This window comes from Variovorax sp. WDL1 (genome assembly GCF_001541225.1).
Lineage (GTDB): Bacteria > Pseudomonadota > Gammaproteobacteria > Burkholderiales > Burkholderiaceae_C > Variovorax.
Genome location: NZ_LMTS01000026.1, coordinates 131821 through 156538 on the forward strand (window position 1 = coordinate 131821; position 24718 = coordinate 156538).

The 24718-nt window shown below is 62.6% G+C and carries 29 protein-coding genes; 17 read left to right on the forward strand and 12 right to left on the reverse strand.

Annotation, left to right across the window (positions count from 1 at the left end):
• The first annotated feature begins 11 nt into the window (after nucleotides 1-11).
• The 3 genes from APY03_RS04285 to APY03_RS04295 all read left to right on the forward strand — a co-directional run bounded on the left by APY03_RS04285 (nucleotide 12) and on the right by APY03_RS04295 (nucleotide 3720).
• Nucleotides 12-1400 carry an HDOD domain-containing protein gene (locus APY03_RS04285; RefSeq protein ID WP_162487211.1) on the forward strand — a complete coding sequence of 463 codons (1389 nt, stop codon included), beginning with the start codon at nucleotides 12-14 and terminating at the stop codon, nucleotides 1398-1400.
• Nucleotides 1401-2005: 605 nt separating this feature from the next.
• Entirely contained in the window at nucleotides 2006-2617 is a 612-nt protein-coding gene (locus APY03_RS04290; RefSeq protein WP_146039539.1) for a hypothetical protein, read from the forward strand.
• A gap of 203 nt (nucleotides 2618-2820) precedes the next feature.
• On the forward strand, nucleotides 2821-3720 hold the full coding sequence (locus APY03_RS04295) for a hypothetical protein (protein WP_068674240.1): 900 nt from the start codon (nucleotides 2821-2823) through the stop codon (nucleotides 3718-3720).
• Nucleotides 3721-4090: 370 nt separating this feature from the next.
• Here APY03_RS04295 and APY03_RS04300 read toward each other — a convergent pair whose 3' ends face one another.
• The 6 genes from APY03_RS04300 to APY03_RS04325 all read right to left on the reverse strand — a co-directional run bounded on the left by APY03_RS04300 (nucleotide 4091) and on the right by APY03_RS04325 (nucleotide 8302).
• Complete coding sequence (locus tag APY03_RS04300; RefSeq protein ID WP_068674242.1) at nucleotides 4091-4348, reverse strand: hypothetical protein; 258 nt, start codon at nucleotides 4346-4348, stop codon at nucleotides 4091-4093.
• Between the two features lie 99 nt (nucleotides 4349-4447).
• On the reverse strand, nucleotides 4448-5320 hold the full coding sequence (locus tag APY03_RS04305; RefSeq protein ID WP_146039538.1) for a DUF6694 family lipoprotein: 873 nt from the start codon (nucleotides 5318-5320) through the stop codon (nucleotides 4448-4450).
• Nucleotides 5321-5541: 221 nt separating this feature from the next.
• Nucleotides 5542-7194: an RNA repair transcriptional activator RtcR gene (rtcR, locus tag APY03_RS04310; protein WP_068674246.1), complete on the reverse strand. Its 1653-nt coding sequence runs from the start codon at nucleotides 7192-7194 to the stop codon at nucleotides 5542-5544.
• A gap of 3 nt (nucleotides 7195-7197) precedes the next feature.
• Nucleotides 7198-7611 carry a hypothetical protein gene (locus APY03_RS04315; protein ID WP_068674248.1) on the reverse strand — a complete coding sequence of 138 codons (414 nt, stop codon included), beginning with the start codon at nucleotides 7609-7611 and terminating at the stop codon, nucleotides 7198-7200.
• A 17-nt stretch (nucleotides 7612-7628) separates the two neighbouring features.
• The gene (locus tag APY03_RS04320; RefSeq protein WP_068674250.1) at nucleotides 7629-7955 is read right to left on the reverse strand and encodes a hypothetical protein; all 327 of its coding nucleotides are present in this window, start codon (nucleotides 7953-7955) and stop codon (nucleotides 7629-7631) included.
• Nucleotides 7952-8302, reverse strand: a complete 351-nt coding sequence (locus tag APY03_RS04325; RefSeq protein WP_068674252.1) for a DUF6283 family protein — start codon at nucleotides 8300-8302, stop codon at nucleotides 7952-7954. Before APY03_RS04325 ends, APY03_RS04320 begins: the two co-directional genes overlap by 4 nt.
• 214 nt (nucleotides 8303-8516) lie before the next feature.
• Here APY03_RS04325 and APY03_RS04330 point away from each other — a divergent pair, with 214 nt between their 5' ends.
• The 8 genes from APY03_RS04330 (at nucleotide 8517) to APY03_RS45300 (ending at nucleotide 16315) form a co-directional block, all read left to right on the forward strand.
• Nucleotides 8517-10745 carry an RING finger family 4 domain-containing protein gene (locus tag APY03_RS04330; RefSeq protein ID WP_068674254.1) on the forward strand — a complete coding sequence of 743 codons (2229 nt, stop codon included), beginning with the start codon at nucleotides 8517-8519 and terminating at the stop codon, nucleotides 10743-10745.
• A 52-nt stretch (nucleotides 10746-10797) separates the two neighbouring features.
• The gene (locus tag APY03_RS04335; protein WP_146039537.1) at nucleotides 10798-11079 is read left to right on the forward strand and encodes a hypothetical protein; all 282 of its coding nucleotides are present in this window, start codon (nucleotides 10798-10800) and stop codon (nucleotides 11077-11079) included.
• 583 nt (nucleotides 11080-11662) lie between these two features.
• Nucleotides 11663-11944 (forward strand): hypothetical protein, encoded by a 282-nt coding sequence (locus APY03_RS43225; RefSeq protein ID WP_068674258.1) that lies wholly within the window; start codon nucleotides 11663-11665, stop codon nucleotides 11942-11944.
• Nucleotides 11945-12114: 170 nt separating this feature from the next.
• A complete protein-coding gene (locus tag APY03_RS04345; protein WP_146039536.1) occupies nucleotides 12115-13179 on the forward strand; it encodes a hypothetical protein in 1065 nt (354 codons plus the stop codon).
• Between the two features lie 32 nt (nucleotides 13180-13211).
• Entirely contained in the window at nucleotides 13212-13727 is a 516-nt protein-coding gene (locus tag APY03_RS04350; RefSeq protein WP_068674262.1) for a hypothetical protein, read from the forward strand.
• Between the two features lie 128 nt (nucleotides 13728-13855).
• A complete protein-coding gene (locus APY03_RS04355; protein ID WP_068674264.1) occupies nucleotides 13856-14638 on the forward strand; it encodes a hypothetical protein in 783 nt (260 codons plus the stop codon).
• A gap of 115 nt (nucleotides 14639-14753) precedes the next feature.
• On the forward strand, nucleotides 14754-15254 hold the full coding sequence (locus APY03_RS04360) for a hypothetical protein (protein WP_068674266.1): 501 nt from the start codon (nucleotides 14754-14756) through the stop codon (nucleotides 15252-15254).
• An 83-nt stretch (nucleotides 15255-15337) separates the two neighbouring features.
• Nucleotides 15338-16315 (forward strand): DUF2628 domain-containing protein, encoded by a 978-nt coding sequence (locus APY03_RS45300; protein WP_068674268.1) that lies wholly within the window; start codon nucleotides 15338-15340, stop codon nucleotides 16313-16315.
• Nucleotides 16316-16345: 30 nt separating this feature from the next.
• Here APY03_RS45300 and APY03_RS41195 read toward each other — a convergent pair whose 3' ends face one another.
• The gene (locus tag APY03_RS41195; protein WP_146039535.1) at nucleotides 16346-16660 is read right to left on the reverse strand and encodes a hypothetical protein; all 315 of its coding nucleotides are present in this window, start codon (nucleotides 16658-16660) and stop codon (nucleotides 16346-16348) included.
• Nucleotides 16661-17053: 393 nt separating this feature from the next.
• On the opposite strand from APY03_RS41195, the gene APY03_RS04375 reads away from it, so the two are divergent.
• Nucleotides 17054-17323, forward strand: coding sequence for a hypothetical protein (locus APY03_RS04375; RefSeq protein WP_068674272.1), 270 nt, complete (start codon nucleotides 17054-17056; stop codon nucleotides 17321-17323).
• A gap of 141 nt (nucleotides 17324-17464) precedes the next feature.
• Nucleotides 17465-18019: a hypothetical protein gene (locus APY03_RS04380; protein ID WP_068674274.1), complete on the forward strand. Its 555-nt coding sequence runs from the start codon at nucleotides 17465-17467 to the stop codon at nucleotides 18017-18019.
• Nucleotides 18020-18191: 172 nt separating this feature from the next.
• On the opposite strand, the gene APY03_RS04385 is transcribed toward APY03_RS04380, so the two are convergent.
• Complete coding sequence (locus APY03_RS04385) at nucleotides 18192-19136, reverse strand: hypothetical protein (protein WP_068674276.1); 945 nt, start codon at nucleotides 19134-19136, stop codon at nucleotides 18192-18194.
• 124 nt (nucleotides 19137-19260) lie between these two features.
• Between APY03_RS04385 and APY03_RS04390 the strand changes: the two genes are divergently transcribed.
• The 3 genes from APY03_RS04390 to APY03_RS04400 all read left to right on the forward strand — a co-directional run bounded on the left by APY03_RS04390 (nucleotide 19261) and on the right by APY03_RS04400 (nucleotide 20931).
• Nucleotides 19261-19659 carry a hypothetical protein gene (locus tag APY03_RS04390; RefSeq protein ID WP_068674278.1) on the forward strand — a complete coding sequence of 133 codons (399 nt, stop codon included), beginning with the start codon at nucleotides 19261-19263 and terminating at the stop codon, nucleotides 19657-19659.
• 54 nt (nucleotides 19660-19713) lie between these two features.
• Nucleotides 19714-20319: a hypothetical protein gene (locus APY03_RS04395; protein WP_068674279.1), complete on the forward strand. Its 606-nt coding sequence runs from the start codon at nucleotides 19714-19716 to the stop codon at nucleotides 20317-20319.
• Nucleotides 20320-20460: 141 nt separating this feature from the next.
• Nucleotides 20461-20931, forward strand: coding sequence for a hypothetical protein (locus tag APY03_RS04400; RefSeq protein ID WP_146039534.1), 471 nt, complete (start codon nucleotides 20461-20463; stop codon nucleotides 20929-20931).
• A 199-nt stretch (nucleotides 20932-21130) separates the two neighbouring features.
• Here APY03_RS04400 and APY03_RS04405 read toward each other — a convergent pair whose 3' ends face one another.
• Both APY03_RS04405 and APY03_RS04410 read right to left on the reverse strand, forming a co-directional pair.
• A complete protein-coding gene (locus APY03_RS04405; RefSeq protein ID WP_146039533.1) occupies nucleotides 21131-21685 on the reverse strand; it encodes a hypothetical protein in 555 nt (184 codons plus the stop codon).
• A 120-nt stretch (nucleotides 21686-21805) separates the two neighbouring features.
• On the reverse strand, nucleotides 21806-22330 hold the full coding sequence (locus tag APY03_RS04410) for a YgjV family protein (RefSeq protein ID WP_068674286.1): 525 nt from the start codon (nucleotides 22328-22330) through the stop codon (nucleotides 21806-21808).
• A 188-nt stretch (nucleotides 22331-22518) separates the two neighbouring features.
• On the opposite strand from APY03_RS04410, the gene APY03_RS04415 reads away from it, so the two are divergent.
• On the forward strand, nucleotides 22519-22845 hold the full coding sequence (locus tag APY03_RS04415) for a hypothetical protein (RefSeq protein WP_068674288.1): 327 nt from the start codon (nucleotides 22519-22521) through the stop codon (nucleotides 22843-22845).
• Nucleotides 22846-22869: 24 nt separating this feature from the next.
• Here the strand turns inward: APY03_RS04415 and APY03_RS04420 are convergent, their stop codons facing one another.
• The gene (locus APY03_RS04420; RefSeq protein ID WP_068674290.1) at nucleotides 22870-23787 is read right to left on the reverse strand and encodes an SLATT domain-containing protein; all 918 of its coding nucleotides are present in this window, start codon (nucleotides 23785-23787) and stop codon (nucleotides 22870-22872) included.
• Between the two features lie 509 nt (nucleotides 23788-24296).
• Nucleotides 24297-24539, reverse strand: a complete 243-nt coding sequence (locus APY03_RS04425) for a hypothetical protein (protein WP_146039532.1) — start codon at nucleotides 24537-24539, stop codon at nucleotides 24297-24299.
• Nucleotides 24540-24718: the final 179 nt, after the last annotated feature.

Genomic DNA, 24718 nt, shown 5'->3' on the forward strand with positions numbered 1-24718 from the left:
TTTGGGCCCGCATGCAGCAGCAGGGCGACTTTCCGACCCTTCAGGTTTCGCTCGACAACCTGCTTCCAGCGCTGGGCGCCGACGCCAACGTCGGCACGTTGGCAGAGAGCGTGCTGACCGATTTCTCGCTGGCGCAGAAGGTCATTCGGCTGGCAAATTCCGCCATGTATGCGCCATTCGGTGGCGGGGTGACGACGGTGTCCCGCGCCATCATGGTGTTGGGAGTCGATGCCGTCGGGCACCTGGCCCTGGGCCTTCAGCTGCTCGACAACTTCGCCGGCGCTGCGGCTCGGCGTCCAGACACCGCGCAGGAGCTCGAGCGGGCGATTCTCGCGGGCGAGTTCGCGCGCACCCTCAGCGCCTCACAAGGCATCAACCAAGGCGAAGAGCTCGTCGTGTGCACGCTCATGCATCACCTCAGCCGGCTGTTGCTCGTCTTCTATTACCCGGAGGAATGGGCGCGCATTCAGGCCATGTCCGGTGGGGTCTCCGAGAGCGAGAGCATGGCATGCCATCACGTGCTGGGCGTGACGCTCGAGGAGATTGCGCGCGCCGCGGCGCAGAAGTGGCGCATGCCACCGCTCATCACGGCCACCATGACGCAAAACGCCACGGACGCTGAGACGGTGTCTCGGTCCCACACGAATTGGCTCGGCGCGATGGCTGAGGTGTCGGCGCAGGCCGCCGCGCTGGTGACCCGTGGCGGGGACGCGGACGAGGTGGCGGAGCTGCTCGGGCGGCACGCGGAAGCCCTCGGCCTCCAGGAGCAGGCCGTCGAGGCAGCAAGGCTCAAGGTAGAAAACTTGAGGGAGGCGCGTCACGAGGACGAGGCTGCAGCGGAAGTCGAGCGACGCCACGCGCCGGGCAAGCCGCTCGACGCGCACTGCCGGCTACTGCGGAACCTCAAGGAAGTCCAGGCTGCGGCCACGGACCATCCGGTCTCCGAACTGGTGCCGCTCGTCATTGAATCGACCATGGGGGCAATGAACTTCACGCACTGCTTTCTGATGCTCCTGAACCCCCAGGCGAAGCGCTTCAGCGCGCGCATCGGTTTCGGGCCGGGCATGCGGGAGCGGCTCGCTGGCTTGTCCTTCGAGGAAGGCTTTGTGCCGGACGTTTTCCACTTTGCGACGACCGCCCAGCGACCGACGCACCTGGAGGACTCACATCGCCCTGAGATTGCTCACCGCGTCCCGCGCTGGTACCGCGAGGCCTTCCCTGACACCAAGTCTCTGGTTCTTGTCCCGGTGTTCATCAAGAATCGCTGCGTCGCGGTGGTCTGCGGTGACTGGGGTTCTGCAGCCTGCGGTATCCCCTTCATCGGCGAGGAGTTGTCTACGCTGTACGACCTTGTCGGAGAAATCGGAAGGGGATTTCAGCGCAGCCAGCAGCCTGCTTGAAGCGCGGGCGGCTTCTTGAAGCTCCGCGGGTCGCCACTCGCGGAGCCAGGCGGAACAACAGGTCCCCTATAGTGCTAGGTGACGCTACGTTCGCTATAGGAGGCAGGACCACTCAACATGACATCTCTCATGACTCAAGCGACCACCCCCGCATCCCCCGCTCCCGCAGCGACTCGTCAGGGGCCGTATGGCCTCGAGAGCCTCAGCGGCAATCCGATTTGTGACGAGTGCGACCTCGAAATGAACCCCTACAGCGGCCGCTCTGGTCGTACGAACGTCGCAGGCTACGCTTGCGCGGGATGCGGCTGGTCGTTCGACACCTCGAGCTCCGTCGTCTCCACCGGCCTTTGACTGGCACTGGACCGGCGCATCCTTCCGCGCCCGACACAGTCGGGCGCTTTTCTTTGGCGTCAGAGCTTGGGAAGCCCTCCCGCCCCTCAACACGAGCGATGCCGCGACGAAGGGCTTCATTCGCCCGTATGGCTTCGCCTACTGCCAGCGGCTCGGGCGGGCACTCCTTGTCGTCAGTTGGGCGCTGCGAGATACTGCCGGGCATGTCCATACGCTCACGGCTCCGCGCAAATTCTGCCGTTGACATCGCACGCTTGAACGACTTCGAGCGGCGGCTGCTGCGCCGGCTCCCTCGCAACTCCACCGCGCGTCCCTTTACTTGCGACGGAAACCCCGTCGAATGCAAATGGTTCGTCGTTGGCTTCAATCCAGCGACGTCGATGGCCACGCCGTTCTGGGAGCACTGGAAGTCCGGCCATGGGTTCCTGGAAAGCAAGTGGCTCGAGGACTACCGCGCTTACCGTCGGTCCGCCGGCAAGCGAACGGCGATGAGCGCGACGCGCAGCCGGATGGAGCCGTTGCTTGAAGTGGTCGGCAAAGGCTGCCTTGTCACCAACCTGCACAACATTCCTTCCCCTGATGCGCGCCGACTCTCAAGTTCGGACCGGGACACGTCGTTGTTTGAGTTTCTGCTGGATTGCATTCAGCCGGAGGTCATCGTCCCCCATGGGCGAAAGGCGCGGGAGTATTTTGAGCGACGGGGATGGCCTGGCCTTGTTGTACCAGCGCCGAGCCACTTCTGCCGCATGAGTTTCCTTGCGTCACACCAGTTTGGAGAAGAGGTGGTCGAGAGATGGGAGGCCAGCAAGGCTGGCGCAGCCGGGCGAACCGGGCAGCGCGCGAACCGTGAGGCACGGCACGAATAGGGGGAATTTTTCGCCGCAAGGGCTTCATGGCGGGCCGCGCGCTGTAGAGTGCACTCGCCCTTTAACAAGAATGGCCGCGCCGCAGAGCCACCGCGGACGGCCGCCAACGAGGAGAACCAGTGCCCCGCGTCAGACCTTCCCTCGCTGTTGCAGCACAGCTGCTGTGCGCCCTGCTCTTGAGCCCGACTGCCTCTGCGCTCAACATGAACGACGAGGCCTCCAAGGGCTTCGGCCGGTCGTATGGCTTCGTGTATGGCCAACGGCTGAGCCTCGAATACATTGACCGAGTGTTTCCCGAGCTGCACCAGCAGGTACAGCTGGCAGGCTTGAACTTTTCGGCGAAGTTCCCCCGCCTCGAAGAGCGCCTGGAGAAGGCCATGGCCTCGATTGGAAAGCCCGCCGCCTTGCGTAGCAAGCTCGACCCGATGCTCGCGAAGCAGATTGAAGGCATCACGCGGCAGCAGGCAACCGATTTTCTGGAGCTCGTCAATGACCGCGCCGCAGGTAAGATTCCAAGCCCGGAGCTCGAGTTCATTTTGGCAGCGCAGTACGAGGAAACGCCAGCTCGTGAGTTCGTAAACGGCTTCAGGCAGTCCTACAGCGCAACCGGCCACCCAAAGGCCAAAGGGTTGCGCCTGGACATGCAGATGCCGAAGTCATGGAAGGGCGAGGAGGGCTATCGGCCGAACATCGTTCGGAAATGGACGAGTGCCAACGGCACCGGCATGGAGACCATCCTCCTGCTGGTGAAAACGATTGGCGGCGAACGCGTGACCAAGGCAGACGTCGCGGAGTCGCTGCGCAACGGTGAGGTCAAGGCCATGATTCCCGAGGGCGGGACGTTCATCGCCGCGAAGGCTGTCACCGTCGAAGGCCAGCCGGCATTCGTTGTCGAGTACGACTCGGCTCAGGACCGAGCGGGCATCGACTTGGCCATGCGGGCTGAGATGTACGGCATCTTCTACGGGGACTACTTCATCAGCCTGCAGTGCATGGCCGGTGCGACGAAGGGCGACGCAAGAAAGGCGGCGAGCGGTTACACCGGCGTGAAGCCCCTCTGCCAGCAAGTTGCCAACAGCATCGTCCTCCCCTCGCGGTACTGAAGCTGAGCAGGAAGGGACAGTCCCCTATTTTGTGCGGGGCCCTAGCCGGTCGAGTTCGCTGAAAAGTCGACTTCCGCCAATCTGCAGATTACTCAGCGGGTTTTCTCGGCAGAACTTGTCCATCCAAAGGTTCGCCTGCTCGGGCGATAGGTCCGCGAGTGGGTCGTTCGGAGGCTCGTGCCTCATGCTCAGCCCGGACAGGTACCCCAGCAGCCATCCGGACATCGTGTCACGGTAGGCAGGCGACTTGGTTTTGACCCAGAGCCCACAGTCCCCTGGGACGATTACCGTTGGCTTGTCTGCGAAAGCACTCGCGCAGCACAGCGCGAGCGCAGATGCTGCTGCAATAGTCTTCACCCTCAACACTTGGTCAGCACCTCGCCGTACCGGCAAGGAGACCATCCAAGAAGTCCTGTGAGACCTGCTCGGATGCCTCGGCGCCGACCCATTCGGCGATATGCCGCTCGGTCGTCTTGGAGATGACCTGGTCGACACGGACGTAGCCACGGTCTGGGAGCAGTGCCGCCGCCGGACGCCCGTACGAGAACATCACTTTGGTGTCGGGGGCAAGCTCCAGCTCTGCGCATTTGATTTCTGGCTTGGCTTCGGAGAGGGATACGAGGTTCATAGCTCTTGGAGTGTGCGTGGTCGCGACTGCAGGCGCAGGGGCTCTCGCGCGGCCGGTGCGACGCACGAGACGTCGCGCGGTGAGCGCCCGGTCGCTCTTTCAGCCCTTGATGGAGTTCTCTTCGTCGATGTCGCGCAGGACGCGGGCCTGTGTCTCCTGCGCTTCCTTCAGCCGTGCCTGAGCTGGCCCGATGAGTTGCTCATTGTCGGCCGACGCGAAGGCGCCATTTGCCGATTGGAAGTTCATCAGCTTCACCGATGTGATTTCGGTCTCCAGGTAGTCCTTGGCCTCGCCACCGAAGGCCCCGGCGGATTCCGGCAGTCGGACCTGAACCGTTTGGCCTGCAGGTACTCCAGCAAAGCCCGCTTCGTTGAGGGCGGACTGCCGCACGAACTTGCCCCCGGCTACACGCTGGGCGGTGGTCCGGACGTACGTCACTTCCCAGGTGGCGCGTTCCACCGCCGAGTCGCTCCCGTTGAGCACGTCAAAAACCACGAAGGAGCCCATTCCGGCACCGGCTTGTTGAACGGGCTGCTTTGCGTGCGTGACGGTCACCTTGGTGAAGGCAGCCTGGCCCGCAAGCAAAAGGTCGACCTTGTCCTGAGCCTCCTTCACCAGCCTTGCTGCATCGGACCTCGCGCGCTCCTGCTGCGCCTTCTTGGCAGCAACCTCGGACTCGCGCGCCATTGTGAAAATCTGCTCAGCCGTGAGTCCGTCCAGATGCTTTGCGGCCTCATTGAACATCGCATTTCCGACGTTCTTGTCGGCAGTGCCCACTATCAGGGCGGCACCGACGGGACGAACCAAATTCTTGATGTACCCGGAGAGTTCAGCCCGCTGGGATTCCGGCACAGAGTCCACGACTTTCGGGATGGAGGCATCGAGCGCCTCGGGGCTGGATGCGTCCAGCTTCGCTTGGCACCCAGCCAAGGCCATCAGAAATCCTGCGCAGAGCGCGATACGGAAACGCATTAGATGACTGTCCTTCGAATCATTTGTGTTTATGTTCTCCCTTCGTTTTAGGACGAAGGGAGAACGCCAGTCTATTTTAAATGCTGTTGCATGTCGACACATTTGTTGGGACTTTGCGAACAATGGCACGGTTGCGCCGTGCATGTGCGTTCGCCGTCGCCTTGCGCCCCCAGGGCACCGTCGAACTGAGGGAGCCGCGTTGCGAGCGGCGCGGGATTTGGTTACGCCGTCAGCGCCCCCGGACTACCGCCCAGCTGCTGCTTGATTTCAAGAAACTCAAGGGCAAACCGGGCCAGGTACTTTTTAAGCCGGTCCGAGTCGTTGCTCTTCGCCTTGCCTTGTCGAGAGACCGAGAACAGATGACGGCCCGCTTCGGCAAGACTGCGGGCGGTGGCAACCGCCCGCAGCACTGTCTCGAGCTGTGCCAGGTCGAAGGGGTCGTATTGGCTCGCGCGCGACCCCAGCACCCGGTCCACCGCGCCGGTGAGGCTATCGCCCAAGTCGCCCGCCGGGTGCGGCCGGGTTCGCGCAGGTTCGGAAAACCGGTTCTGCCGAGCGAGGACGGCGCATTCGTCCGTGACGTCGCTCAGACGAATCCGGCCGCCGGTGCAAAGGGTGGCCATCCGGGCGATTGAAGCCTTGAAGTCCCGGAAGTTGCCAGGCCAGGGTGCCTTGCCGGCAAAGTCGAGATAGGCCTCGCGCGCCTCGCTGTTCATGGAGACCTTGGTGCCAAGCTCTTCGGTTGCGCACTCAAGCTCGAAGTCCAGGTTCGGCTCGATATCCTCCGGCCGTGCAGCAAGGCCCGGAAGCTCAAACGTCCACATGTTGATGCGAGCAAGCAGGTCGGCGCGGAACGTGCCCTTCGACACCTCGACGGCCAGGTCCTTGTTGGTACCTGCGAGCAGCTGAAACCGGCTCTCGACCTCCGTGTCGGCGCCCAGGGGCATGAATCGCTTGTGCTCAAGCGCGCGCAGCAGCATGGCTTGCTCATCGAGCGCCAGCTCCCCAATCTCGTCGAGGAAGAGGATGCCCCCGTCGGCCGAGCGCAAAAGGCCAGCGCGGTCAGAGGTCGCTCCGGTGTAAGCCCCCTTTTTGTGGCCAAAGAGCGTGCTCATCGCGTTCTCGCCACGCAGGGTCGCGCAGTTCACCTCCACGAAGGCGCCCTGGGCCATGCGCTTGCGGGCACGCAGCGCGTGGATGCGAGCTGCCAGCTGGCTCTTGCCGGCACCGGTCGGGCCTGTCAGCAGGATGGGCGCGGTCGACCGCAGGCTCACCTTCTCGATGCGAGCAATCAGTTGGTTGAAAGCAGCGTTGCGCGTGACGATGCCGCCTTTGAGAAGGCTCAGGTCGTCGTCCTGCTCTCGTCGGAAGCGCGAGGAGAGCTGGTCGTAGGTCGACAGGTCGAGGTCGATGACCTCCGCCCGGCCTTCCCACGGCTTGCCGTCAGGGGTGCCCTTTCGGGTGCCGAGGAGCTTGCCCGGGAAGTAGCGCGCCTCTGTCAGCAAGAAGAGGCAGATTTGCGCCACGTGCGTGCCTGTGCTCAGGTGGACGTAGTAGTTGGTGTCCTCCTGGAACTCATAGCCCCGGGCAAACTCGTGCAGCGCGGCGTAGACGGACGGGAAGTTCCACGGGTCGTTGATGGCGAGGTCGTGCACGGTCACCTGGAGGTCCGGGCTGAGGGTCTCCATGTCGGATTTGACGACTTCGGCCAAGGCGGATTCAGCGGCCTTGAACGTGAACAGCTCAATGCGGTCGACGGGAATCTCACCTTGCGCGGCCAGGCTCACGGTTGGGCGCCAGCGCTCCCACCGCTTGGCCGTGAGGCCGGAGTCGAGCTGACTGCCGAGAAAGCCAAGGACAACGGTTCTGCTCATGGCTCAGGCCTCCGCCCGCATGAGTTCCGAGTTTTCCCGCTCGAGCTCGTATCTACGGGCGCCGCCCGCATTGGCGATTCGGTCGAACCAGTCGTCGAGTGCCTCCACCTTCGGAGCCACGTAGCGGCGCATCAGGCCGCGGCTGTCCTCGTACCGCACCGGTGCCGGCCGCCCTTCCAGCTTCGCCCTGCGCTCGTCGTAGGCGTGGCGGACTGGGTCGTCAGGCACACAGACCATCAAGGCCTCCACGTCGAACCGCTGTCCAAACAGTTCGAACGGACCGTTGTCCGCTTGGAGGGCGGAGACGGCTGCCGGCAGGAGCGTTTCAAGTAGCGTTTCGGCCGCCTCATGCTCGACGGCGATGAGCTTGCCGGCGTGCTCCGGCGGGCGGTAGGTGACGATGAACTTCTTGGTCATGGGGGCGGAGAAATCGTTTAGACGTAGCGCCCGAAGAGCGCGTGGTCGCCGTGGATGACAACAGCTTCATCGGGGGCCTCGATGACGAGGGAAGCATCCTGCTCAAATCGCATCGGCCAAGCAGGCAGGCGCTTGCCAGCCGAGCCGGCTGCGACGCCAATGGCCCATGTATCGCTGGGCAGCTGCTCGGGGGCAAAGGTGGCGTGCACAATGAACTCGCCCTCGGGCGACTCAATCCGGTAGTGCGCGAGCCGCTGGCTTGCGTTGACCTGCGCGACATAGCGTCCGTTGATATCCAGGTTGAACTGGTCGTCGGACTGGCCGTAGAACCGGAGCGTTTTCACTTGGGCGTGTCTTTCGGGAGGGTGTCTTCGAAGGTGGGGTGCTGCTCACCTACGGTCTGTATGCGGTGGGCGTTCTCGCAATCTCGCAGTCGCATGCGCAGCGGGATGTTGTTGCCAGGGCCGACCTGGTTCGCGAGCCACCCGATGCAGTGCGCGTTCTCCGTCTCATGGCATGCCATCATGTGCAGCGGCGCATCCATGCTCGTGAAATCGGCCGGCTTGGCGATGGTTCTCGCCAGGGCGCGGTGCCGTTCCTCCGAGTAGCCATTGGGGATGTCGCGCGGGTCAACGTCAGTGCGCCAGGGGCACTTTGCGCACTGCCGGGTCCGAGCTAGCTTCCAGGTCATGTTTTAGATAGATGTTCAGTCTGCATGGATAGATTATATCCTAATGGATAGTTTTCCACAAGCATTTTAGATTTAAGGTTTTATAGAGAAAGCGCAATGACATCAAAGGCTTAGTGTTGTTTAGGCCGTTCGCGGGGCGTGCTGGCACGGGCATTGCAATGAATCGGATATAGGGCAGCCCTCAGTGCAGCCTTCACAACACACCGAGCAAGCTATGAATTCCTTTGCCAACAACACTGTCGTCCAATCCTTCCTGCTGCGCGAGAAGCGCAAGGTGTTCCTGTCTGTCGATGCTGCCGCTCTGAACGGCAGCGCGGTTACGCTCATCCCGGCAGTGCTGGCAGATGTGGGCCAGCTGGGCTTCACCCTGGACGGTGAGCTGTGCGCACTGCTGCGCAAGCTTGATGTCGCAGGCCTGAAGGCGTTCCATGGTCGCCTGGTGGCTATCCTCCGCGAGGCAGTCGGCGCGCAGGTGAAGTACCGCCCGCTCTTCAAGAACTTCCCGCATGACGTGCCGGACACGTTCGACTACTTCGTCCGTCGGTTCATGGGCTACGCCGAGTCGGCCCTGGGCCCGATTCTGGGTGGCCAGTACACGGCGCTCTCTTGCGGTCACCTGGTGAACCACCGGCTGTTCGACCTGGAGAAGTTCGGTGCGTGCCCGATTTGCCAGCATCAGGTGCCGGAAATCAACGTCGAGCAGACGAACGTCGTGCCGCTGGACGAGCTCACCCCGCTGAAGCTCCTCGGCCTGGCTACCGAAGAACACGTTTTCCAGGCGTTCGACAACGTCGTACGGTCGCGCACGTCCCTTTCCGAGTCGTACAAAGGCTTCGTGTCGGCGGTCATCGAGCTGCAGGCTGACGCCGTCGTACGCCGGTTGCCGGATGAAATGGCATTCAAGGAGACCGCGACCTTCGTGACCGCGGGCCTGCTGAAGCAGGGTGTGGAGCGTGCCCACCTGCTGCGCTTGCTGAAGACCCCGACGGACGTGCTCCGCCTGGCGGTCGCGCTGTGCGGGGGCGACGTGTCGCTCAAGGAAGTGACGCGCTTCAAGCTGAACAACGGTCAGCGCCAGTTCTTGATGGCAGCGTTCAATGCGCTCAAGCAAGCCGATGCGTACGTGCTCGAGGAGATGCTCGGCTACCGCGGCCGCTGGCTGCGCCTGGGTGAAGTGCTGCACATCGGCCAGTTCAAGGCGCGTTTCCCGAAGGCGTGGGCGTGCTTTGACGCCCTGCGCAATCGCGAGGACGACATCACGACTCACGCGTCGCGGGTGGAGAAGCTGCTCGTGCGCTCGAACCTGTACAAGCAGGAGGCGCGCTTCGCCCTGCTCGAAACGCTGGCGCAGCGCCCGGGTGAGCTTGCTCGCAAGCTTGACGCGCTGCTCAGCCGCGGCCTGCCGTTCGAGGAGGTGCTTGGCGCACTCCGCGTGGAGTCCGTCAGCACGACCATCCTGTTGACGCTCCTGGCGCACTTCCGCCAGCGTGCGGCCAAGTCGGAGTTCCGGGCCTTCATGCCGAAGGGCTCCGTGGCCAAGATGTACATCGTCGATGGCGATGGACGCAAGCCGTTGGCCGCGGAGGCGCGCTTCGCCGTGCTGGACCTTGTCGACAAGGAGCTGCGTCGTCGCTTTGCTGAGCGCAAGGCGCTCGGGAAGGTTTTCGTGGACGAGGCTCTGGAAGCAGTGCTGGTGCCGTTTTCCCAGCGCAGCGCGTCGTCCGGCATGTCCCCGATGACCCGCGGCTCGCGTATCGCGCTGGATTCGTCCAAGGGAATCGTGCGCCTGTTCATGCACTGGGCGGGCCCGCACATCGACGTCGACCTGTCCTGCGCGCTCTACGATGAGCACTGGAACAAGAAGGACCACCTGTCCTGGACCAACGTGCGGTCGTACGGCCGTAGCGCCCACTCCGGTGACCTGCGCTCCGGTTCCGGGCCGGAAGGGGCTTGCGAGTTCATTGACCTGGACCTGGCGGCGCTCAAGGTGCAAGGCGTGCGCTACGCCGCGGTTACGGTGTTCTCGTACACGGGGCAGAGCTTCGACACCTTCCCGTGCTTCGCCGGGTTCATGGAGCGTGAGGATGCCGCCAAGGGTGCCAACTTCGAGCCGAAGGCTGTGAAGCACAAGTTTTCCGTGAACGGAGCGATGGTCATCATGGTGCCGATGGTCGTTGACCTGGCGACCTGCCAGGTGGTGTGGGCGGACTTGTCCCTCAAGGGACGCAACATGTACAACACCGTGGAGTCGGCCGGCGGCCGGGCGGTGAAGCAGCTGAAGGCGGTCATCGCCATGCAGGACCAGCGGGTGAGCCTCAAGGAGCTCTTCGAACTCCATGGTCAGGCGCGCGGGGAGCTTGTCTCGACGCGCGAAGAGGCCGACCTGGTCCTGGACGAGCGCAAGCTCAATGAGCTCGACGAGGTCGTGGCGGACTGGCTGTAAACAAATGAGGGCGGCGTGGAAGCATGCCGCCCTCGAGCAAGAGAGAACTACCGTGCTAATCGAAGAAGTTTGGGAGCAGCTGCGGCGCTACGGCGAGGAGACAGGCCTTACGAGCGCCTTGAGCCTGCAGCAACTTATCGACTCCCACCGGTGCTTGCGCGCGGCCGCACTGCAGTCGAACGAGGAGCGCCGGCAGGAGATTGTCGATGCGCGCAGCCGCGCCGTAGAATCGGCTAGGCAGGAGGTCCTCCACGGCGAGTTTGTGAGCATGGAGCGGCTTGGCACCATGACCGTTGGCGAAATCGGTCGCCTTTTGCACGACCATCGAGGCTAACCCTAAACTATTTCTCGCGCAGGGTCCGAAAAATATAAAACCTGATGCTATAATGCTTGCACGACTGCTACCTGACAGCCTTCCTTCTAAATTCTCTTGGTTGAAACTTAGGCTCCGGAATTCCAGTCTTACCATTCGACAGCCATGTGGTCGCCTTCCTTCTAACTCACACTTCGAACTTTAGGCACCGCGATTTCTGTCACCCTCTACCGAAAGCCTGCTGCAGCGATGCGAGCAGGCTTTTTCCTGTCAGCCTCCACTGGCGTTCTGCGAACTCCCGTGCCGCGGTCGACTCCGGGATGATTGGTACGTCGCCGACCCGTTCGGCTCCGTCACTCCATCAAACGGTTTGCCAATGGTCCATGGCTCTGGGCTCGCCGTTCACGGGAACGTGTTCGGGACGAACGGATTGGACTTTTAGGCCTGGCGCGAGGCGCTTCGCCCGATGCAGGGTGAGCGCGCGGCCCCCTCGGCCAAGGCCGGCCTATTCAGCTTTGACGGCACGGTCGAGCTCCCGGGCCTGCGACCGTTTCCTATACCGGGTACAGGCCTCCCTTAAACTCCGGACCAATACCTTCGACCAATGAAATTCGGCACTACTCCAATCCCCGAGCAGCTCTTCGACCTCGCTCGAGAGCGCCTCCTCGGGAACGCGACATCTACACCAGATGAAGTGCGACAGCACCTGCTGAAGCACGGCGGCCTATGGCTCCAACGGACGAACCCCCTCCCCGCCAACCATGCCATCATCGCCAGTCGAGTGTTGGACGCAGTTCGCCGGGAATTGGTAGCCAAAGGCCAAATCAAGCAGTTCAAGCGCGGCTTGTGGGCAACTACCAAGTTCATGGACGCCGCCGAGTCATAGAGAACTCCTTTTTCGCACGCCCTTCGCGGACCTCTTGGGTCTTCGAAGGGCGTTTCGCTTCTCGCGGACCTAAACCAGTCTAATATAATGCTGGTGGCCTAAAACAATCTTTGCTAAAATCCGCGTCCCAAATTACTTAAAATAAGCGCCAATTCCGCGCCGACCGCCCAATGAACGACAAAGAGCTTATCAGGAGCCTCAACGCAATCGCCCAAGGTGCGTCGGCCCTTCGAGGGCCTGTCGGGCGAGAGATTTTCCGGCTCTTGGCTCGCAACGAGAGCACCAGGATGATGACGCTGGGCGCAGAGGCGGCCCGGCCGGGCAACGACGGTGCGCTCGAAGAGCTCGACGGGATGCTGAGCTCGTCGATGTTCCAGCCGCTTCGTGGAGGCGGGAACAACTACTCCAGCGGCTACGCGCTGGCCGCCCTGGCCACGGTCTTTGCGCGCCCGCGGGGCGTCACGCTCAATCGCTTGAGCGACCCGCGAGCCGTCGCAGCGGACCTTTCGAAGGCGTCGGGCATCTCGCCTGAGCGGCTTGACGTCTTGCCGGGGCACCTGAATGCCGCCAAAGCGTTTGGCTTGTCGCCCACCCTCGCCTTCCAGATTTGCGCGCAGCTGAAGGACGGCCACGTGCAGGAAGCGGAGCCCAATTGCTGGCGCGAAATCGACGAGACGCCTTTTTACGACGAGACGATGCTGCTCGTGCGAGTCAAGGACGGCACGCCTGAAGACCTGGAGAAGCTGCAGGCAAGTCCCCTCAGCTTCGCTGCGGAGTACTCTGACGGTGTGGCCAGCCGGCCGCCGTTGTCTGTTACCCACTCGTGCCTGATGGTTGGCAGCCCCTGGCCCGTGTTGCGCAGCGTCTATCACATCAAGCAGGCGCACACCCTCTCGGTCGCGATGAAGCGCGTGGCGGACGCGACGTACACCGACGAGTCCGAGCTGAGCGCCTACGTCGCGGTGCTAACCGACCGGGCTTCTGGCAAGACCTCTACTCGAGCTGCCATCCACCACCCTTCGCGTGGACTGGTTGCTGGCATCTCTGAGCCGGATATCGACGAGCCTGAGCAGTATGTACTCGTTGCCAACAAGCTTCTGGGGCGCACAGCGGTCCGGCTCTGCGGTGATGCCTTCGCTGCCGACACCATCGATACCGACGGCCCGTACTCGTTCCTGGTGCCCGGCCAAGGCTGGCAGCGCGCGGCCATCACCAACACTGGCCGGGCCGTCTAGCGCCGAAACCCGGTGCAGCAGGCTCCCCGGCGATGACACACTTGCAACGTTCGCACCAACAGGAGTCCGCCCTGCCCCCTCCGCTCGAGATTGCCGCCACGATGCGTCGACTTCTCGTCCAGACGCTCGATATGACGCTGAAGCATCAGCGCACCGATGGCGTCTGCGCGCTCGGGAGCATTTTGCTGCTGGACGCCTTTCACAAGTTCACACCGCACCGCAGTGTCATCCGCGGCGGTGGTGGCGACAACGATGGCGTTCGAGACGTCTCCGGCAACTGGCGAGGACACTACTGGGTCGAGCTGGAAATCGCCGGCGAGCCGACGGTGGCGGACATCACAGCTGACCAGTTCGGCTGGCCAGAAATCATCATCGAGCCTCTCACGTCGCTGCGGGACCGATACCGGGCTGGCGACCAAGCCGAACTGAACCGGCATATCGAATCGGTCCGAGCGTGGCTTGCAGCGGACGAAGGCGACGAGCAGGCCCTGCGGAGCGGTTCTCCTGACCTCGGGGCGGCGGCGCGGCTGCGAAACCCGCGAATATAAGTCAAGCCCCTGTCCGCGGTCGTGAGACTTGCGCAACGCACCCGGAATTGAGCTTCGCTTTATATCGCTCCTTCCGTACCATTCCCCGAATCGCGCCAGCGAGCGGGCGCAGCAAGACGGAGTCGAGGATGAGCAAAGGCATTGAGCGTTTCGAACGATTTTGGCGAGAGCTGGACTTGTCACCAAAGTCCTTGTATGTCCACCCCAAGGACGAGCCCCATCTCGACCCTACAAAGCATCCGCAGTTCCAGCTCCAGGTCCTGCCGATTCCCGTGCTGGGGAACCTGCGGACGGCGGAGGCCGTCATCCTGACGCTTAACGCAGGCTATGGCGACAACGATGAAGCTTGGCGCAAGGCTTGGCCGAAAGAACACGAGGCGATGACTGCAGCACAGAGCGCCAATATCCAGCAGCAGCACACGCCAGGCGGCTATCCGTTCTACGACTTCAATCCGGCCTTTCGCACGCACCCTGGGGTCGCCTATTGGAAGGGTGGCGCAGAGCTGGCAGTAAAGCAGCGGCAGATGGCCAAGCTTCGTGGTGTGGCCACTGAGCTCGGGCAAAACTGGAAGGTACCACTGGAGGAGGTGCACCGAGTACTTGCTCACAAAGTCGCCGTGCTCGAGTGGTGTCCCTACCGGTCGAAGGATTTCACCGCGACGCCAAGCCTGAAAAGCTTGCCAAGCGTGCAAGAGGCTATGGAGCTCGCGCGCAACCTGGTGCTCGAAGGCGAGAAGCTGGTCATCGTGACCAGGCACATCGACGCCTGGGGCTACCAGGGCTCGGCCGATAGCGGAGAGAACCTCGTGGTGTACGACAAGGCCCAGGGGACCTCTGCTTCGTTAACCATGAACAGCGCCGGCGGAAGAGCGCTTCTCAAGAGATTGTTGCGCGCAGGCCCGACGCTCTAGCTCGCACGAAGCGTGAAGTTTGCCCGCTAAGGGTGGCGAGGAACCGACGTTTCGGGACCGCTCCCTCGCTTTGCCTTCGTTTTGCCGGTACAACCGCGGGCGAGGAGAAGAATGAATGAAAACTATCGCAGCGCTGGCGCTGCTCCTATGCGGAGCCACCGTGCACGGCCAAACCGTCTATCGATGCGGCAACACCTTTAGCCAGGTGCCCTGCGGCGAGGGACAAACGTCGGTCTACTCGAAGGCCAATGGCGTGAATTCGAACAGCGGCTACGCAGACATCCTGGCCAACCTGGACGAGACCAAGCGCAAGCTTGCCGCCAAGATTCCTGACACCAATCCGCCCACGCCGGAGCTGCTGGCTGCCAACAAGGCGAAGTGCAGCGCGGCCGCGCGCGACATGCTCAAGGACCCAGACAGCGCCCGCATGTCGGAGACGCAGCGGCTTGGCCCCGCCTACGACTACCACGCCGGCAAGACCTATCCAGGCGTTTCGTATGGGCTCGAAATCAACGCCAAGAACAGCTACGGCGGATACACCGGCAAGAAGCAGTGGTCGTGCGTATTCAGCCCCGACGAGGCGCAGCTGGTGCGTGTGTATCAGGTCACCTCCTGAGCCCGCCCCTTCCCTTAGTTCGAGCCCCTGCCGCCGGGTGCAGCCCTGCGCAGGCAAATCCCTTGTGAAAGACCGACCTGCACATGAATTGCACTGACTGCGGAACCCTCAACCCGGGCTACGCGAACTTTTGCGCTGGCTGCGGAAAACCCGTTCCGGCAACCACACCTGGCCGTCAAGAGCCCTCCCTCGATGTTGGCAAAGGCCCCGAGGGCCCTGCGGCCGCGAAGGCGCAGGCCCTCGAGAACGAAGCCGAGCTGTACGGCCTGGCCATTGGCGACAAGAATCGAGACTACTACTTGCGCCGCTTTGAAGCTTTCGACCGGGCGGGCACAACCTCGGTCGGTTGGCACTGGCCGGCCTTCTTCTGTACGTTCTGGTGGCTGCTGTACCGGAAGATGTGGGGCAAGGCGGCACTCTACTTCTTCCTGCCGTACCTCTTGGCCATTGCGCTCGGCGGGCTTGCCGCGGTTTCGCCGACTGCGGGAGGCCTGGGCTACGTCGTGTACCTCCTTGGAATCTTCATCGTGCCGCCGCTCATCTCAAATGGTGGCTACTACCGACACTGCCAGCGCCTCGTCGCGAAGGCACGGGCCACGAGCAGCAATCCGCAGGCCCAGGTCGTGCTGGTCGCAAGCAAGGGTGGCACGAGCAACATCGCGCTCATCCTCGCCGTGGTGATGGGCGTGGTGGCCGGTATTGGCATCCTGGCCGCGATTGCCTTGCCGGCATACCAGGACTACACGACGCGCGCCAAGGCGACGAGTGCCTTGATGTACGGCAAAACGGTAGCGGCAGAGGTCGGGTCCTTCTACGAAGCACAGGGGCGGCTGCCAGGCAGCCTGGCCGAGGTGCTCTCCGACACGCGCCCGCCATATGAGCTTAAGGACGTGCAGCTGAACACGTCCAACGGTGTCCTGCAGTTCGTCCTTGCGTCAGGCCCCGCGAATGGGCGCACCTTCCAGCTCATCCCGTCGGCGGACGCCGCTGGCCGGGTGACCTGGGTCTGCAAGCCTGTGGACATGAGGCCGAGCTTGCTACCCAGTGAGTGTCGCCGCTGACCCCGCAGGTCGGGAGAGCGCCGCAGGTGTTCAGGTTGCCGGAACTGCGCAAGCGGTGGCGTCTGGCCTGACTTCGACCAGGTCCTCGAAGCGTAGCGGCTTGGGCGCTGATTCGGCGATGTTCAAATCAGGAAACGCGAAGGAGTAGTCAACTTCGACCTGCTGCCATTTGCCGTCCCTGAAGGCGTACTTCAGCGCCCAATGTTGGTCGACGTTGCTGCTCAGCTTGTTTGGAACTGTCAGGGCTTTGACGGCCTGCTCGGAGTTGTCAATGTCCGTCGCCTCAAAGTACCTGACATCGATGTATGCCACGTACGGGGATACCAAGGAGTCGGTCTTTTTCACGTCGAAGCTTAGCGATTTCGGGATGAACTTGTTGCGAACCCACTTCCCCGTTGGCGCTTGCCAAACACGTTCTGCTGAAGCTCCCAGCACTGCCTGGCACGGTCGCAGAATCTCTTGAAACAGGCCCAGCGGGTCCGCAAGCGGACGCGACGCCACGGGCGCGATGGGCGGCGCTTTCGCTTTCCGGTCACATCCGGTGAGCACTACCGCAAGGCCGAGGGTCGACAGGGCGGCTAAGACCCCGAGGCGCGTAAGGAGCTGACTTGTGTGCATAGGAGCTGATAACGAACGCGTTGGACGAAAGAAGGGCCGGAAAAGGTCTCCGGCCCTTTGAATAGTGGTTGTGCAATCAGCTCCGCAGGTACGCGACGTCCTTGCGCTGATGGAGCTTCCGTGCCCTTCCACAGTCAGGCCCACAAACTCCGCTTCGGTGAAGGCGAGCTCGTCGGGGTAGAACTGGAAAGGGAAACTTCCTCGCCGGTCGACAACTTCGCCGAAACCTTCGGCATGGGGTCGAACATGCCTTCGGGCATGAGGCGCGGCATGGCACTGATGGAGGCGGAAAGGATATTTGAAGTGGTCACAAATGGCCTTTCGTTGTTGGGTGCGATTCGTGTAGCCAGGCCCCAGGCTCCCCGACCGTCTGCTGCTATCCCAGCCTGATTGTCGCAAACAATCGGCCGATGCCCGGGACGTACGACAGCGGCGAGCGCTGGCGGACGGCTGCCACTAAGGTGCTTCGGTGCGACGCTTGCCCTCTGGCTCGTTCACTGCCACAGTTCGGTCCATTGCGACGGAGGGACTATGGCGGAACCTTGGCTACCGAAGGAAGAGTACATCGCCCTGCGCAAGGAAGTCGAAGGGTGCATGGCCGAACTCGCGCTTACGGAGAGGGCCTGCGTCCTGGGCGTCGTAGCCATCTTTGCGTGGCTTGCAAGCGCAGAGTACCGGTTCGGCTTTGGAGCGCTGGTTTGGATAACGCCCTTCCTTGTCGTAGCCTACGGCATCTGGAAGTCGCACGCCATCTACTCCCATCTTAAGCTGCTTGGCGGCTATCTTCGTCTCCTCGAACTGGAGGCCTATCCCATGGATAGCGCGAAGATTGCCGAGGCGCCAGCCAAGCCAACAGCCAAGCCGTCAGCCGAGGAGCTTCAGCATGGACGATGGGAGTCCTATTTCGAGCGACTAGGCAAAGGCAGGCGCACTCGCGTCACCTTCATCGCTTGGGGCGTGTTCGCTCTCGCTACGATTCTTGCGAGCGGGCTCGGCCTCTGGCGCGACTGGGGTCGTTGCTCGGGCGTCATGCTCATTGAATGCCCCACGCCGAGCCCGCCCGCCCAGCCGGCACCGCCCCGCTGAAATCGCAGGGGCGGTTCCCTCCCGTGCCCGCCCTGCTGATTTCGCCAGACCTTCGGGTCTGGCGTTTTTCTTTTACTCGGCCCTGGGAAACTTGCCCGGCACTCGGCTTAGGCCTGCGAGAGGAAGGCCCCTGAGGTTGAACTCAGAGGCCTTGAAAAATCAAACGTTCACGCTATGCGTCGACGCTGATGAGCCGACAGGTGACCTGGAGCTCGACGTCGCCGGCGAATTTGTCATCCCAGCCGTCGTACTGCGCACCGACCGCACGGAACTCGGCGTCCGAGACATCGACCTGGCGGTCAAAGGCCTCGACCAGGTAGTCCTCGAGCGGGGACGGGAAAACCAATGTTTGCAAGGGCACGACCGCGATGAAGGTCACGAGCACGTCCTTGTCCACAAAGGGGCGCCACAGCTCCTCGCGCAGGGGCCAGGCCGCGGACACGGGCATCGGCGAGTTCTCGTCGTATGCGCACAGCTCCACCGGCTCCGGCACCTTCTGCTCGGTCGGTTCGACAACCGCGCGGGTGATGGAAGCGAAGCCATCCTTCCCGCCCAAGTCCGGAACGTAGTCCTCAGGGACTTCGAACACAGCAAGCATTTCCACGAAGCGGAAGTCGTTGACCAGGAAGGCCTCCGCGTTTCGCGCACGGGCTTGCATGCTCGCGAGGGTTTCGCCCTCGGGCATGTTGAAGACCTCGAAGGTCCGAGCGGTCGCGTCCAGGTTCGGATTGCCCGCGTAGCGCCTCAGCATCAGCAGCGGCTTGTCCTGTTGAAGGCGCGACCTCAGAGGAGGCGGGGGCGTGTAAGCATAGGCCTCCACCTCTTCCGTGACGGTGCGGCGCACGATTTCCAGGGTGGCTGCCTCGAGTTCGCCGTGGCCCGGGCTGTCGTACGTCGCGTTGTACGACGGCGTGTCGGACTGGAGCACACGGTGAAGCTTTCGCGCGGTTGGCTGCTCGTAGACCGGGAGCTCCGAATCCATTTGGCCGCAGGCCAGGAAATGGGCGACGGGCTCCGATGCGTATGCCCCTTTCTTGTCCTCAACGTAGTAGCGCACCAGCTGGCCGGTGGTCTTGTCGCGGAGGGCGAAGCGGGAGATGGTTTGTGCAGATTTCACGGTTTAGTGTTTTGAGTTGACCTCCTTCGTATAGGCCCCGGCCCCGACGCTGCCGATACAGCCTAGCCCAGCCTCAGCGTCGTCGGGCACAATTGAACCTCGTTGCTTACAAAATGAAGTATCTATGCGCGCCCTCATCGCACCTTTCGTTCTTCTACTTGCTGGCGTTGCGGGCGCAGCCGACAACTCCGCCAGCATCCTTCAAATGTCCGAGAGCGAGCTGGCCGCCGAGACCAAAGCCGGCGTCGACACTTTCAACAAGGACCTTCCGAGTCGAGTAAACGCGACAACCATCTTGCAAAGCGTCTCGTACACCTCCTTCAACAAGGTGTACATGTATCGCTACGAGACCACGTTTCCGATGAACGAGAAGGCCCAGCGCGCGGCGCTTGTGAAACAGCAGTGCGCATCGCCCAACCTTTCTGCTTTCATGAAGCGGGGCATCACGCTTCGGAGCCTTTACTTCGGTCCGGACCGGAAAATGACAGACATCGAAGTGCGGGCCGCTGACTGCGCCAAGTAACCTCCGCCAAGGCGGCCGAGCGTTGAGCTCCCTCGCCCGGAAAGTGTGCCGACGATGACGAGTGCAACCTTCGACTTCAGTGCTGACCTTCCCTTCCTAGACGCCTACAACGCGCGCCTTGCGCCGGGGTCTGAGTACCGGCTGCGCTCGGAGGTGGCTCCGCTGCTGTACGAGGGGCGCCTGGGCGCTCCGGTCACTTGGCTGCTTTCGAACCCAAGCTATGTGACCACCCCTGGCTACGGGTTCAACCACCCTCCCCCCGTGGTGGACGGCTGGCCTCTGCAGAGCTTGGCGCCAGCGTACCGCAACGGGTATGGCCAATGGACCTGGCAGCGCCTGCGCGAGCTCCGGGAGGCTCTGGGGCCCGAGCTTGTGAGCAACAACGTGCTGGCGCTGCAGCTGTGCCCGTGGGCCTCGGAGAACTTCGCCCCGAAACTGAAGCTCCCGTCGAGGGCCTACACGCGAGAGCTCGCCTTGCACCAGCTCGCCGCGGGCAGCCATTTCGTACTTGTTCGCAGCGTGGCGGCTTGGTTCGAACTGGTACCGGAGCTCGCCGGCGCCAAGCTCGCGCGCACCGCGAGTCAGCGGTCCGCGCACCTCTCCAAAGGCAACCTAAAGAGTTACTGGGAGGGCGTCCTGCGGGCCGTCCGGGGGTGCTGAGCCCACCTGAGGCCAGGGCCAAATTCCGGCCTAAAGGTTCGGGCTCGGGTTAGCCCGTAAAATCGACCGCGCAGTCCCCGCGGCCTTCAGTCCGCATCGCGCGTCGACCTTGCGCCGGCGGCCCTCCTCCATCAGTAGCCCATGAGCGACCTTGCCGCCCGCGACCGGTCAAGCGGTCCTGCTTCCAAGCCATCATCAGCTCGGTCGTCCGTGTCCGGCTACGCCCGCACGTCGAGCAAGAGACTACGTGAAGCCGACGAGCTGGCTGCCGTCAAGGAAGGTGAGCGCGTTGCATGGGGCGTATCGCAGCAACTGCGCGAGCGCACAGCTGCACTGGGGCTCACCCGCGTGAGCGTGATTAGAAGCTGTCTGGGAGCGAGCGGAGGCACGGTCCATGATGCACGTGGCGAGTATCGGTTCCTGCGTGCATTTAAGGGCGAGGCCTTGCCGGACCCGTCAGAACTGATGCTCTTGGCGGCCGCACCGCAGTGCTCCGTTCGAGACTTGTTGGACGGCGTCGACCCCGCCCGAATCGAGGTGCTGCGCCAGGTTCGGGCCCTGAAGCGCGTAGCTCGGATTGCAGAAGAGTTTCCCGACCGGCGGGCCGCCTAGCGCGCGGGGGGCGTGGCACGGGTACGAACGAGCACGACTTCCGGACCTCGTCAGTAAATTCGTCCCGCCCGCGAACCCGCCCACTCTGGGCGGTCTGCTTCTCGCCTGGGGCATTTGCAGGGCGGGACGCGGGCGGGAACCGCACGGCAATCAAGTCACGACATGCGCACCAGGCCGGCTACCCAAAATCTTCGGGCGCCTAGTGGGATTTCTTCTTCGCCGGCCCCTTGCGCCGGCGCTTCTTTGGGGTGAACTCAGGCACAACGGCGATGCCGCGTGACCGAAGCGCGCCGTTGGCCCAAGCGAGGTCCTCATCAGTTGCGACGGCCTTCATGCCGGTGCGCGTGAAGTACTCGACGGGCACGTCGATGACCTCGGCCCAATGCGTCATCCCATGGCGGCCGTTCTCTTTAACGGTCGCCAGGACGACCTCGTCGAGTTCGAAGAAGTGCTTGAACAGCTCGTCGGGCGTCATTCGTTCCGCGCGGACGAACATGGCGGCCGCGCGGTCGATGCGCTTGACGCGATGGGCCCTACGCAATCCGTCGCACGTCCCCTTCGTGCAGAGGTGCTTCAGCGCGTCCATGGTGATGCCTACTATTGGCCAAGTGTGCTTGCCGACCGCCGCTGCCTCAAACGCGCGCTGCTTGTTTGGCGCCGGGAGGTCACGTACCTCGAATAGCACTTCATAAAGCCGATAAAGGTCAGCCTGAGCTTGCTTGCTCAAACTTTCGTGCCAAGGAATTGTTGCCATGCCTGAACTCTAACTCGGCTGGCGGCAGCCAGAGCGGTTCCGCTTGAGGGCCGAACCCTGCTGCGTGCCGTAGTGCTCGCCTGGCCTATTCGCTTGTGCTTTTCATCGGCAGGTACGGGCTCAGGCCGCGCCGCCGCCGTCCACCGCGCGGGTGCGCCAAGCGCCGTACAACGCGGCAGCGCCTGAGGCAGAAGTGCCCACCATCTGCCACCACGAGTTGTAAGCCCAGGCGTTGTACATCCACAGCGCTGCGACCAGCACCATCACCAAGCGCAGGCCGACCCCGCGAAGGTAGAACATGGCCCAAGTGCCCAGCAGCGAACCGGCTGCGGTTGCCAGCGAGGTCCAGCCCTTCCAGGTCAGCGCGCTGGCGACAACGGTAATGGCGACAAAGCTGAGGCAGGCGAGCAACCTCGTCCTCGAGCTGCGTGTTTGCACCGCTTCCGCGGAGGCTTGGCGGCCGACGGAGACCGCGCTCAGCGCGGCCGCCGTGTGAGCTCCAAGCAGGAGGTTGTTCACCGCCCAGATGGCGGATGCGATGCCCGTGGACTTGCGAAGAATCCTGTCGTTGGTGCCGACCAGGCTGAAAACAGTCAGCGCAAGTGCGACCAAGCCCGTGGCGTTGATGAGGTAAGTGGCGTTCATAGGAAAGGGCCGGAGTGTTCCGGCCCCTGGAGTACAGGTAGTCTAGCAGACAGGCTAGGGATTACCCTGCAAGGGAGATATAGGCTTGAGGCATGCGTGACGGAGTTCCTGCTCCGTAGTTGCGTTTCTCCATAAACTCAACGCTGGGAGCCCCAGAAGGCGTCAACCGCCCCTAAACAACTATTTCTATGAAACTTGCACTCGTAGTCGTCCTAAGCCTGCTTGCCTTGCCGGCAGTGGCCCAGACCCGCTCCTACCAACAAATCGGCGACACGACCTATGGCCCCAACGGCCAGACGTGGCAGCGAATCGGCGACACCACGTACGGGCCGCAGGGGCAGACCTATCAGCAGATAGGCGATACGACATACGGGCCCAATGGCCAGACGTACCAGCAGATTGGGGACACCACCTACGGGCCGAACGGACAGACCTGGCAGCAGATTGGTGACACCACCTATGGCCCCAACGGGCGGACGTGCCAGCAAATCGGCGACCAAACTTACTGCAACTAGAGAGCTGGCGGGGAAAGGGCTGCGCTAACCCTTCGGCACACTAAGCGTGATGTCTTTAGTCGAGCCGCCCTCAACCTGCACAATGCCATCCACCCGGACCTCGACGTTTTTCTCATCAGTGCCTACAAGCCCGACCTTGTAAGTACCAGGTGCGACGCTCGGGAAGACCACGCTTGAATCGACGCCGGTGCGCTTTTCGGTGTGGTCCCCTACGGTGACGACAACCTCGCGTCCCTTTAGACGGTCCGGCGCGCCCGCGAAATTAACCTTTAGGGTTGCGGGGGACGCGGCTACTGCTGCCTTCCCTGCTGCAGTGATGAGGCTTTGGGTAGCGGTCGTTTGACTGGTAGTGAGCGCCTTTAGCTGGTCGACCGCCTTTACAAGCTCACTACTCCATTTCGACGTCTCAGACTCCATGACCGCGCGCGAGTTTGCGACCATGGTCTTGAGCAGAGTCAGCGCCTTCACCTGTTGGTCCGCGGACGCGTTGCCGTCATTGGCCTCCCAGCCAATCGTGCACAGCCTCCAGTCGAATTGGGCAGCGAGCATCTGTGAGTTCAGCTTCATGGCGGCCTCCGTATACCGCACCCAAGTACCCGTAAACATCAGGACTTGGTTCGCAGCCAGAAGGAAGGCCGCTAAAGCCGCAAGTGCCAAGGCGAATTGAGCCGGATTGGCGAACGTCAGGCCGAGGAAGCTCGGGGTCCAGCTTTGGTCGGTGAAAGCAAGAAAGGCTGCAAAGCCCAGCAATGCGGTCGACCCAACTAGCGTGACCCGCGAGAGCAAGTAGTAAGCGCGCTTCCTCGGGATGTACCAGTCATGGTCCTTTTGCAGAACCCCTATGACATCACTGTACAACTCGTAGAGGTGCTCCCTTTTAACCGGTTTTCCCTGTTCCGGGAAACGCAAAGTGACTTCGTTCGTTTTTGCCAAGCCGTTCATTCGAGCCTCCAGTCAGGTCGACATGCGAAGGCGCGCACGCTTTGACCAGTCCCGGCCATTTTCGACGTGCGCTTCCGCGGGACCCGTTTGTTGGAGTTGTCGATTTCAGCGTCCAGGGCGCAGTGTCGATAAGCCGAATAGGCTTGTCAAGGTTCTAGGTCGAGGGAGGCCAGCAGCGGCGTTGTCGAAGGTCCGAGCCATGCGGCGAACCGGCGCGACCGGATGTCCGAGCGGCAATGCGTTGGCCAGGAAGACCGCAGCCGTGCTGCCGACAGCCAGGAAGGCGTCGCAAGCCACGGCGGCATCGCGTGCCGCTGACAGCAGGTGCGCATCCAGCGCCTTCCGGCCATACCTTGGGCGGAAGGCGCGGTGCGAGCATCATCGCGGTGAACATGGAGCCAATCGAGCTCGACGAGGTCGCAACGATTGTTCTCCATGGAGCTGCCGAGCTCTTGCGGTCGGAACTGTTGGCCCAGCTCCGTACGCTTTCGGCGTGTTAGCCTGGCCCTCTAGGCGACGCGGCGCTGCCCCGGCTCAGCTCCCGGGTCATGGGCGGCGAGAAGCTCCAACCCTTTGTACAGAATGCCGAACTTCATCTTCGTCTTGATAAGGCTGATGAGTTCATTGTTCCTTGGGCAGGCGACCACGAAGCGGCCATTGAATCCTTCGAGCAGCACGGGGACATAGGCGGTGTCAAAGGTGTGCTCGCCGCCGCAGCCGCACTTAAAGCTGTCTCCGTTGAATGTTGCCATATTTCGTAGCACGGGCATTACCCTTCCGCAGGTGCGCTCAAACGTTTGCCGGTCGACTACTTTCACCAGAAGCCAACGCGAGAGAAGCCCCGTCCCTTTAGGGCGGGGAGTGAATCGCGGTTGTTTGCAGCCGAAGGCGTTGCTCTATCTAAAACGCGCCGATACACTGTATGAAACAA

What these genes read in the sequence shown, in the direction of transcription:
- APY03_RS04285 (WP_162487211.1), top strand. Translation starts at nt 12, where the DNA reads ATGCAGCAGCAGGGCGACTTTCCGACCCTTCAGGTTTCGCTCGACAAC.
- APY03_RS04295 (WP_068674240.1), top strand. Translation starts at nt 2,821, where the DNA reads ATGAACGACGAGGCCTCCAAGGGCTTCGGCCGGTCGTATGGCTTCGTG.
- APY03_RS04300 (WP_068674242.1), bottom strand. Translation starts at nt 4,348, where the DNA reads ATGAACCTCGTATCCCTCTCCGAAGCCAAGCCAGAAATCAAATGCGCA.
- APY03_RS04305 (WP_146039538.1), bottom strand. Translation starts at nt 5,320, where the DNA reads ATGCGTTTCCGTATCGCGCTCTGCGCAGGATTTCTGATGGCCTTGGCT.
- rtcR (WP_068674246.1), bottom strand. Translation starts at nt 7,194, where the DNA reads ATGAGCAGAACCGTTGTCCTTGGCTTTCTCGGCAGTCAGCTCGACTCC.
- APY03_RS04315 (WP_068674248.1), bottom strand. Translation starts at nt 7,611, where the DNA reads ATGACCAAGAAGTTCATCGTCACCTACCGCCCGCCGGAGCACGCCGGC.
- APY03_RS04325 (WP_068674252.1), bottom strand. Translation starts at nt 8,302, where the DNA reads ATGACCTGGAAGCTAGCTCGGACCCGGCAGTGCGCAAAGTGCCCCTGG.
- APY03_RS04330 (WP_068674254.1), top strand. Translation starts at nt 8,517, where the DNA reads ATGAATTCCTTTGCCAACAACACTGTCGTCCAATCCTTCCTGCTGCGC.
- APY03_RS43225 (WP_068674258.1), top strand. Translation starts at nt 11,663, where the DNA reads ATGAAATTCGGCACTACTCCAATCCCCGAGCAGCTCTTCGACCTCGCT.
- APY03_RS04345 (WP_146039536.1), top strand. Translation starts at nt 12,115, where the DNA reads ATGAACGACAAAGAGCTTATCAGGAGCCTCAACGCAATCGCCCAAGGT.
- APY03_RS04350 (WP_068674262.1), top strand. Translation starts at nt 13,212, where the DNA reads ATGACACACTTGCAACGTTCGCACCAACAGGAGTCCGCCCTGCCCCCT.
- APY03_RS04355 (WP_068674264.1), top strand. Translation starts at nt 13,856, where the DNA reads ATGAGCAAAGGCATTGAGCGTTTCGAACGATTTTGGCGAGAGCTGGAC.
- APY03_RS04360 (WP_068674266.1), top strand. Translation starts at nt 14,754, where the DNA reads ATGAAAACTATCGCAGCGCTGGCGCTGCTCCTATGCGGAGCCACCGTG.
- APY03_RS45300 (WP_068674268.1), top strand. Translation starts at nt 15,338, where the DNA reads ATGAATTGCACTGACTGCGGAACCCTCAACCCGGGCTACGCGAACTTT.
- APY03_RS04380 (WP_068674274.1), top strand. Translation starts at nt 17,465, where the DNA reads ATGGCGGAACCTTGGCTACCGAAGGAAGAGTACATCGCCCTGCGCAAG.
- APY03_RS04390 (WP_068674278.1), top strand. Translation starts at nt 19,261, where the DNA reads ATGCGCGCCCTCATCGCACCTTTCGTTCTTCTACTTGCTGGCGTTGCG.
- APY03_RS04395 (WP_068674279.1), top strand. Translation starts at nt 19,714, where the DNA reads ATGACGAGTGCAACCTTCGACTTCAGTGCTGACCTTCCCTTCCTAGAC.
- APY03_RS04400 (WP_146039534.1), top strand. Translation starts at nt 20,461, where the DNA reads ATGAGCGACCTTGCCGCCCGCGACCGGTCAAGCGGTCCTGCTTCCAAG.
- APY03_RS04405 (WP_146039533.1), bottom strand. Translation starts at nt 21,685, where the DNA reads ATGGCAACAATTCCTTGGCACGAAAGTTTGAGCAAGCAAGCTCAGGCT.
- APY03_RS04410 (WP_068674286.1), bottom strand. Translation starts at nt 22,330, where the DNA reads ATGAACGCCACTTACCTCATCAACGCCACGGGCTTGGTCGCACTTGCG.
- APY03_RS04415 (WP_068674288.1), top strand. Translation starts at nt 22,519, where the DNA reads ATGAAACTTGCACTCGTAGTCGTCCTAAGCCTGCTTGCCTTGCCGGCA.
- APY03_RS04420 (WP_068674290.1), bottom strand. Translation starts at nt 23,787, where the DNA reads ATGAACGGCTTGGCAAAAACGAACGAAGTCACTTTGCGTTTCCCGGAA.
- APY03_RS04425 (WP_146039532.1), bottom strand. Translation starts at nt 24,539, where the DNA reads ATGGCAACATTCAACGGAGACAGCTTTAAGTGCGGCTGCGGCGGCGAG.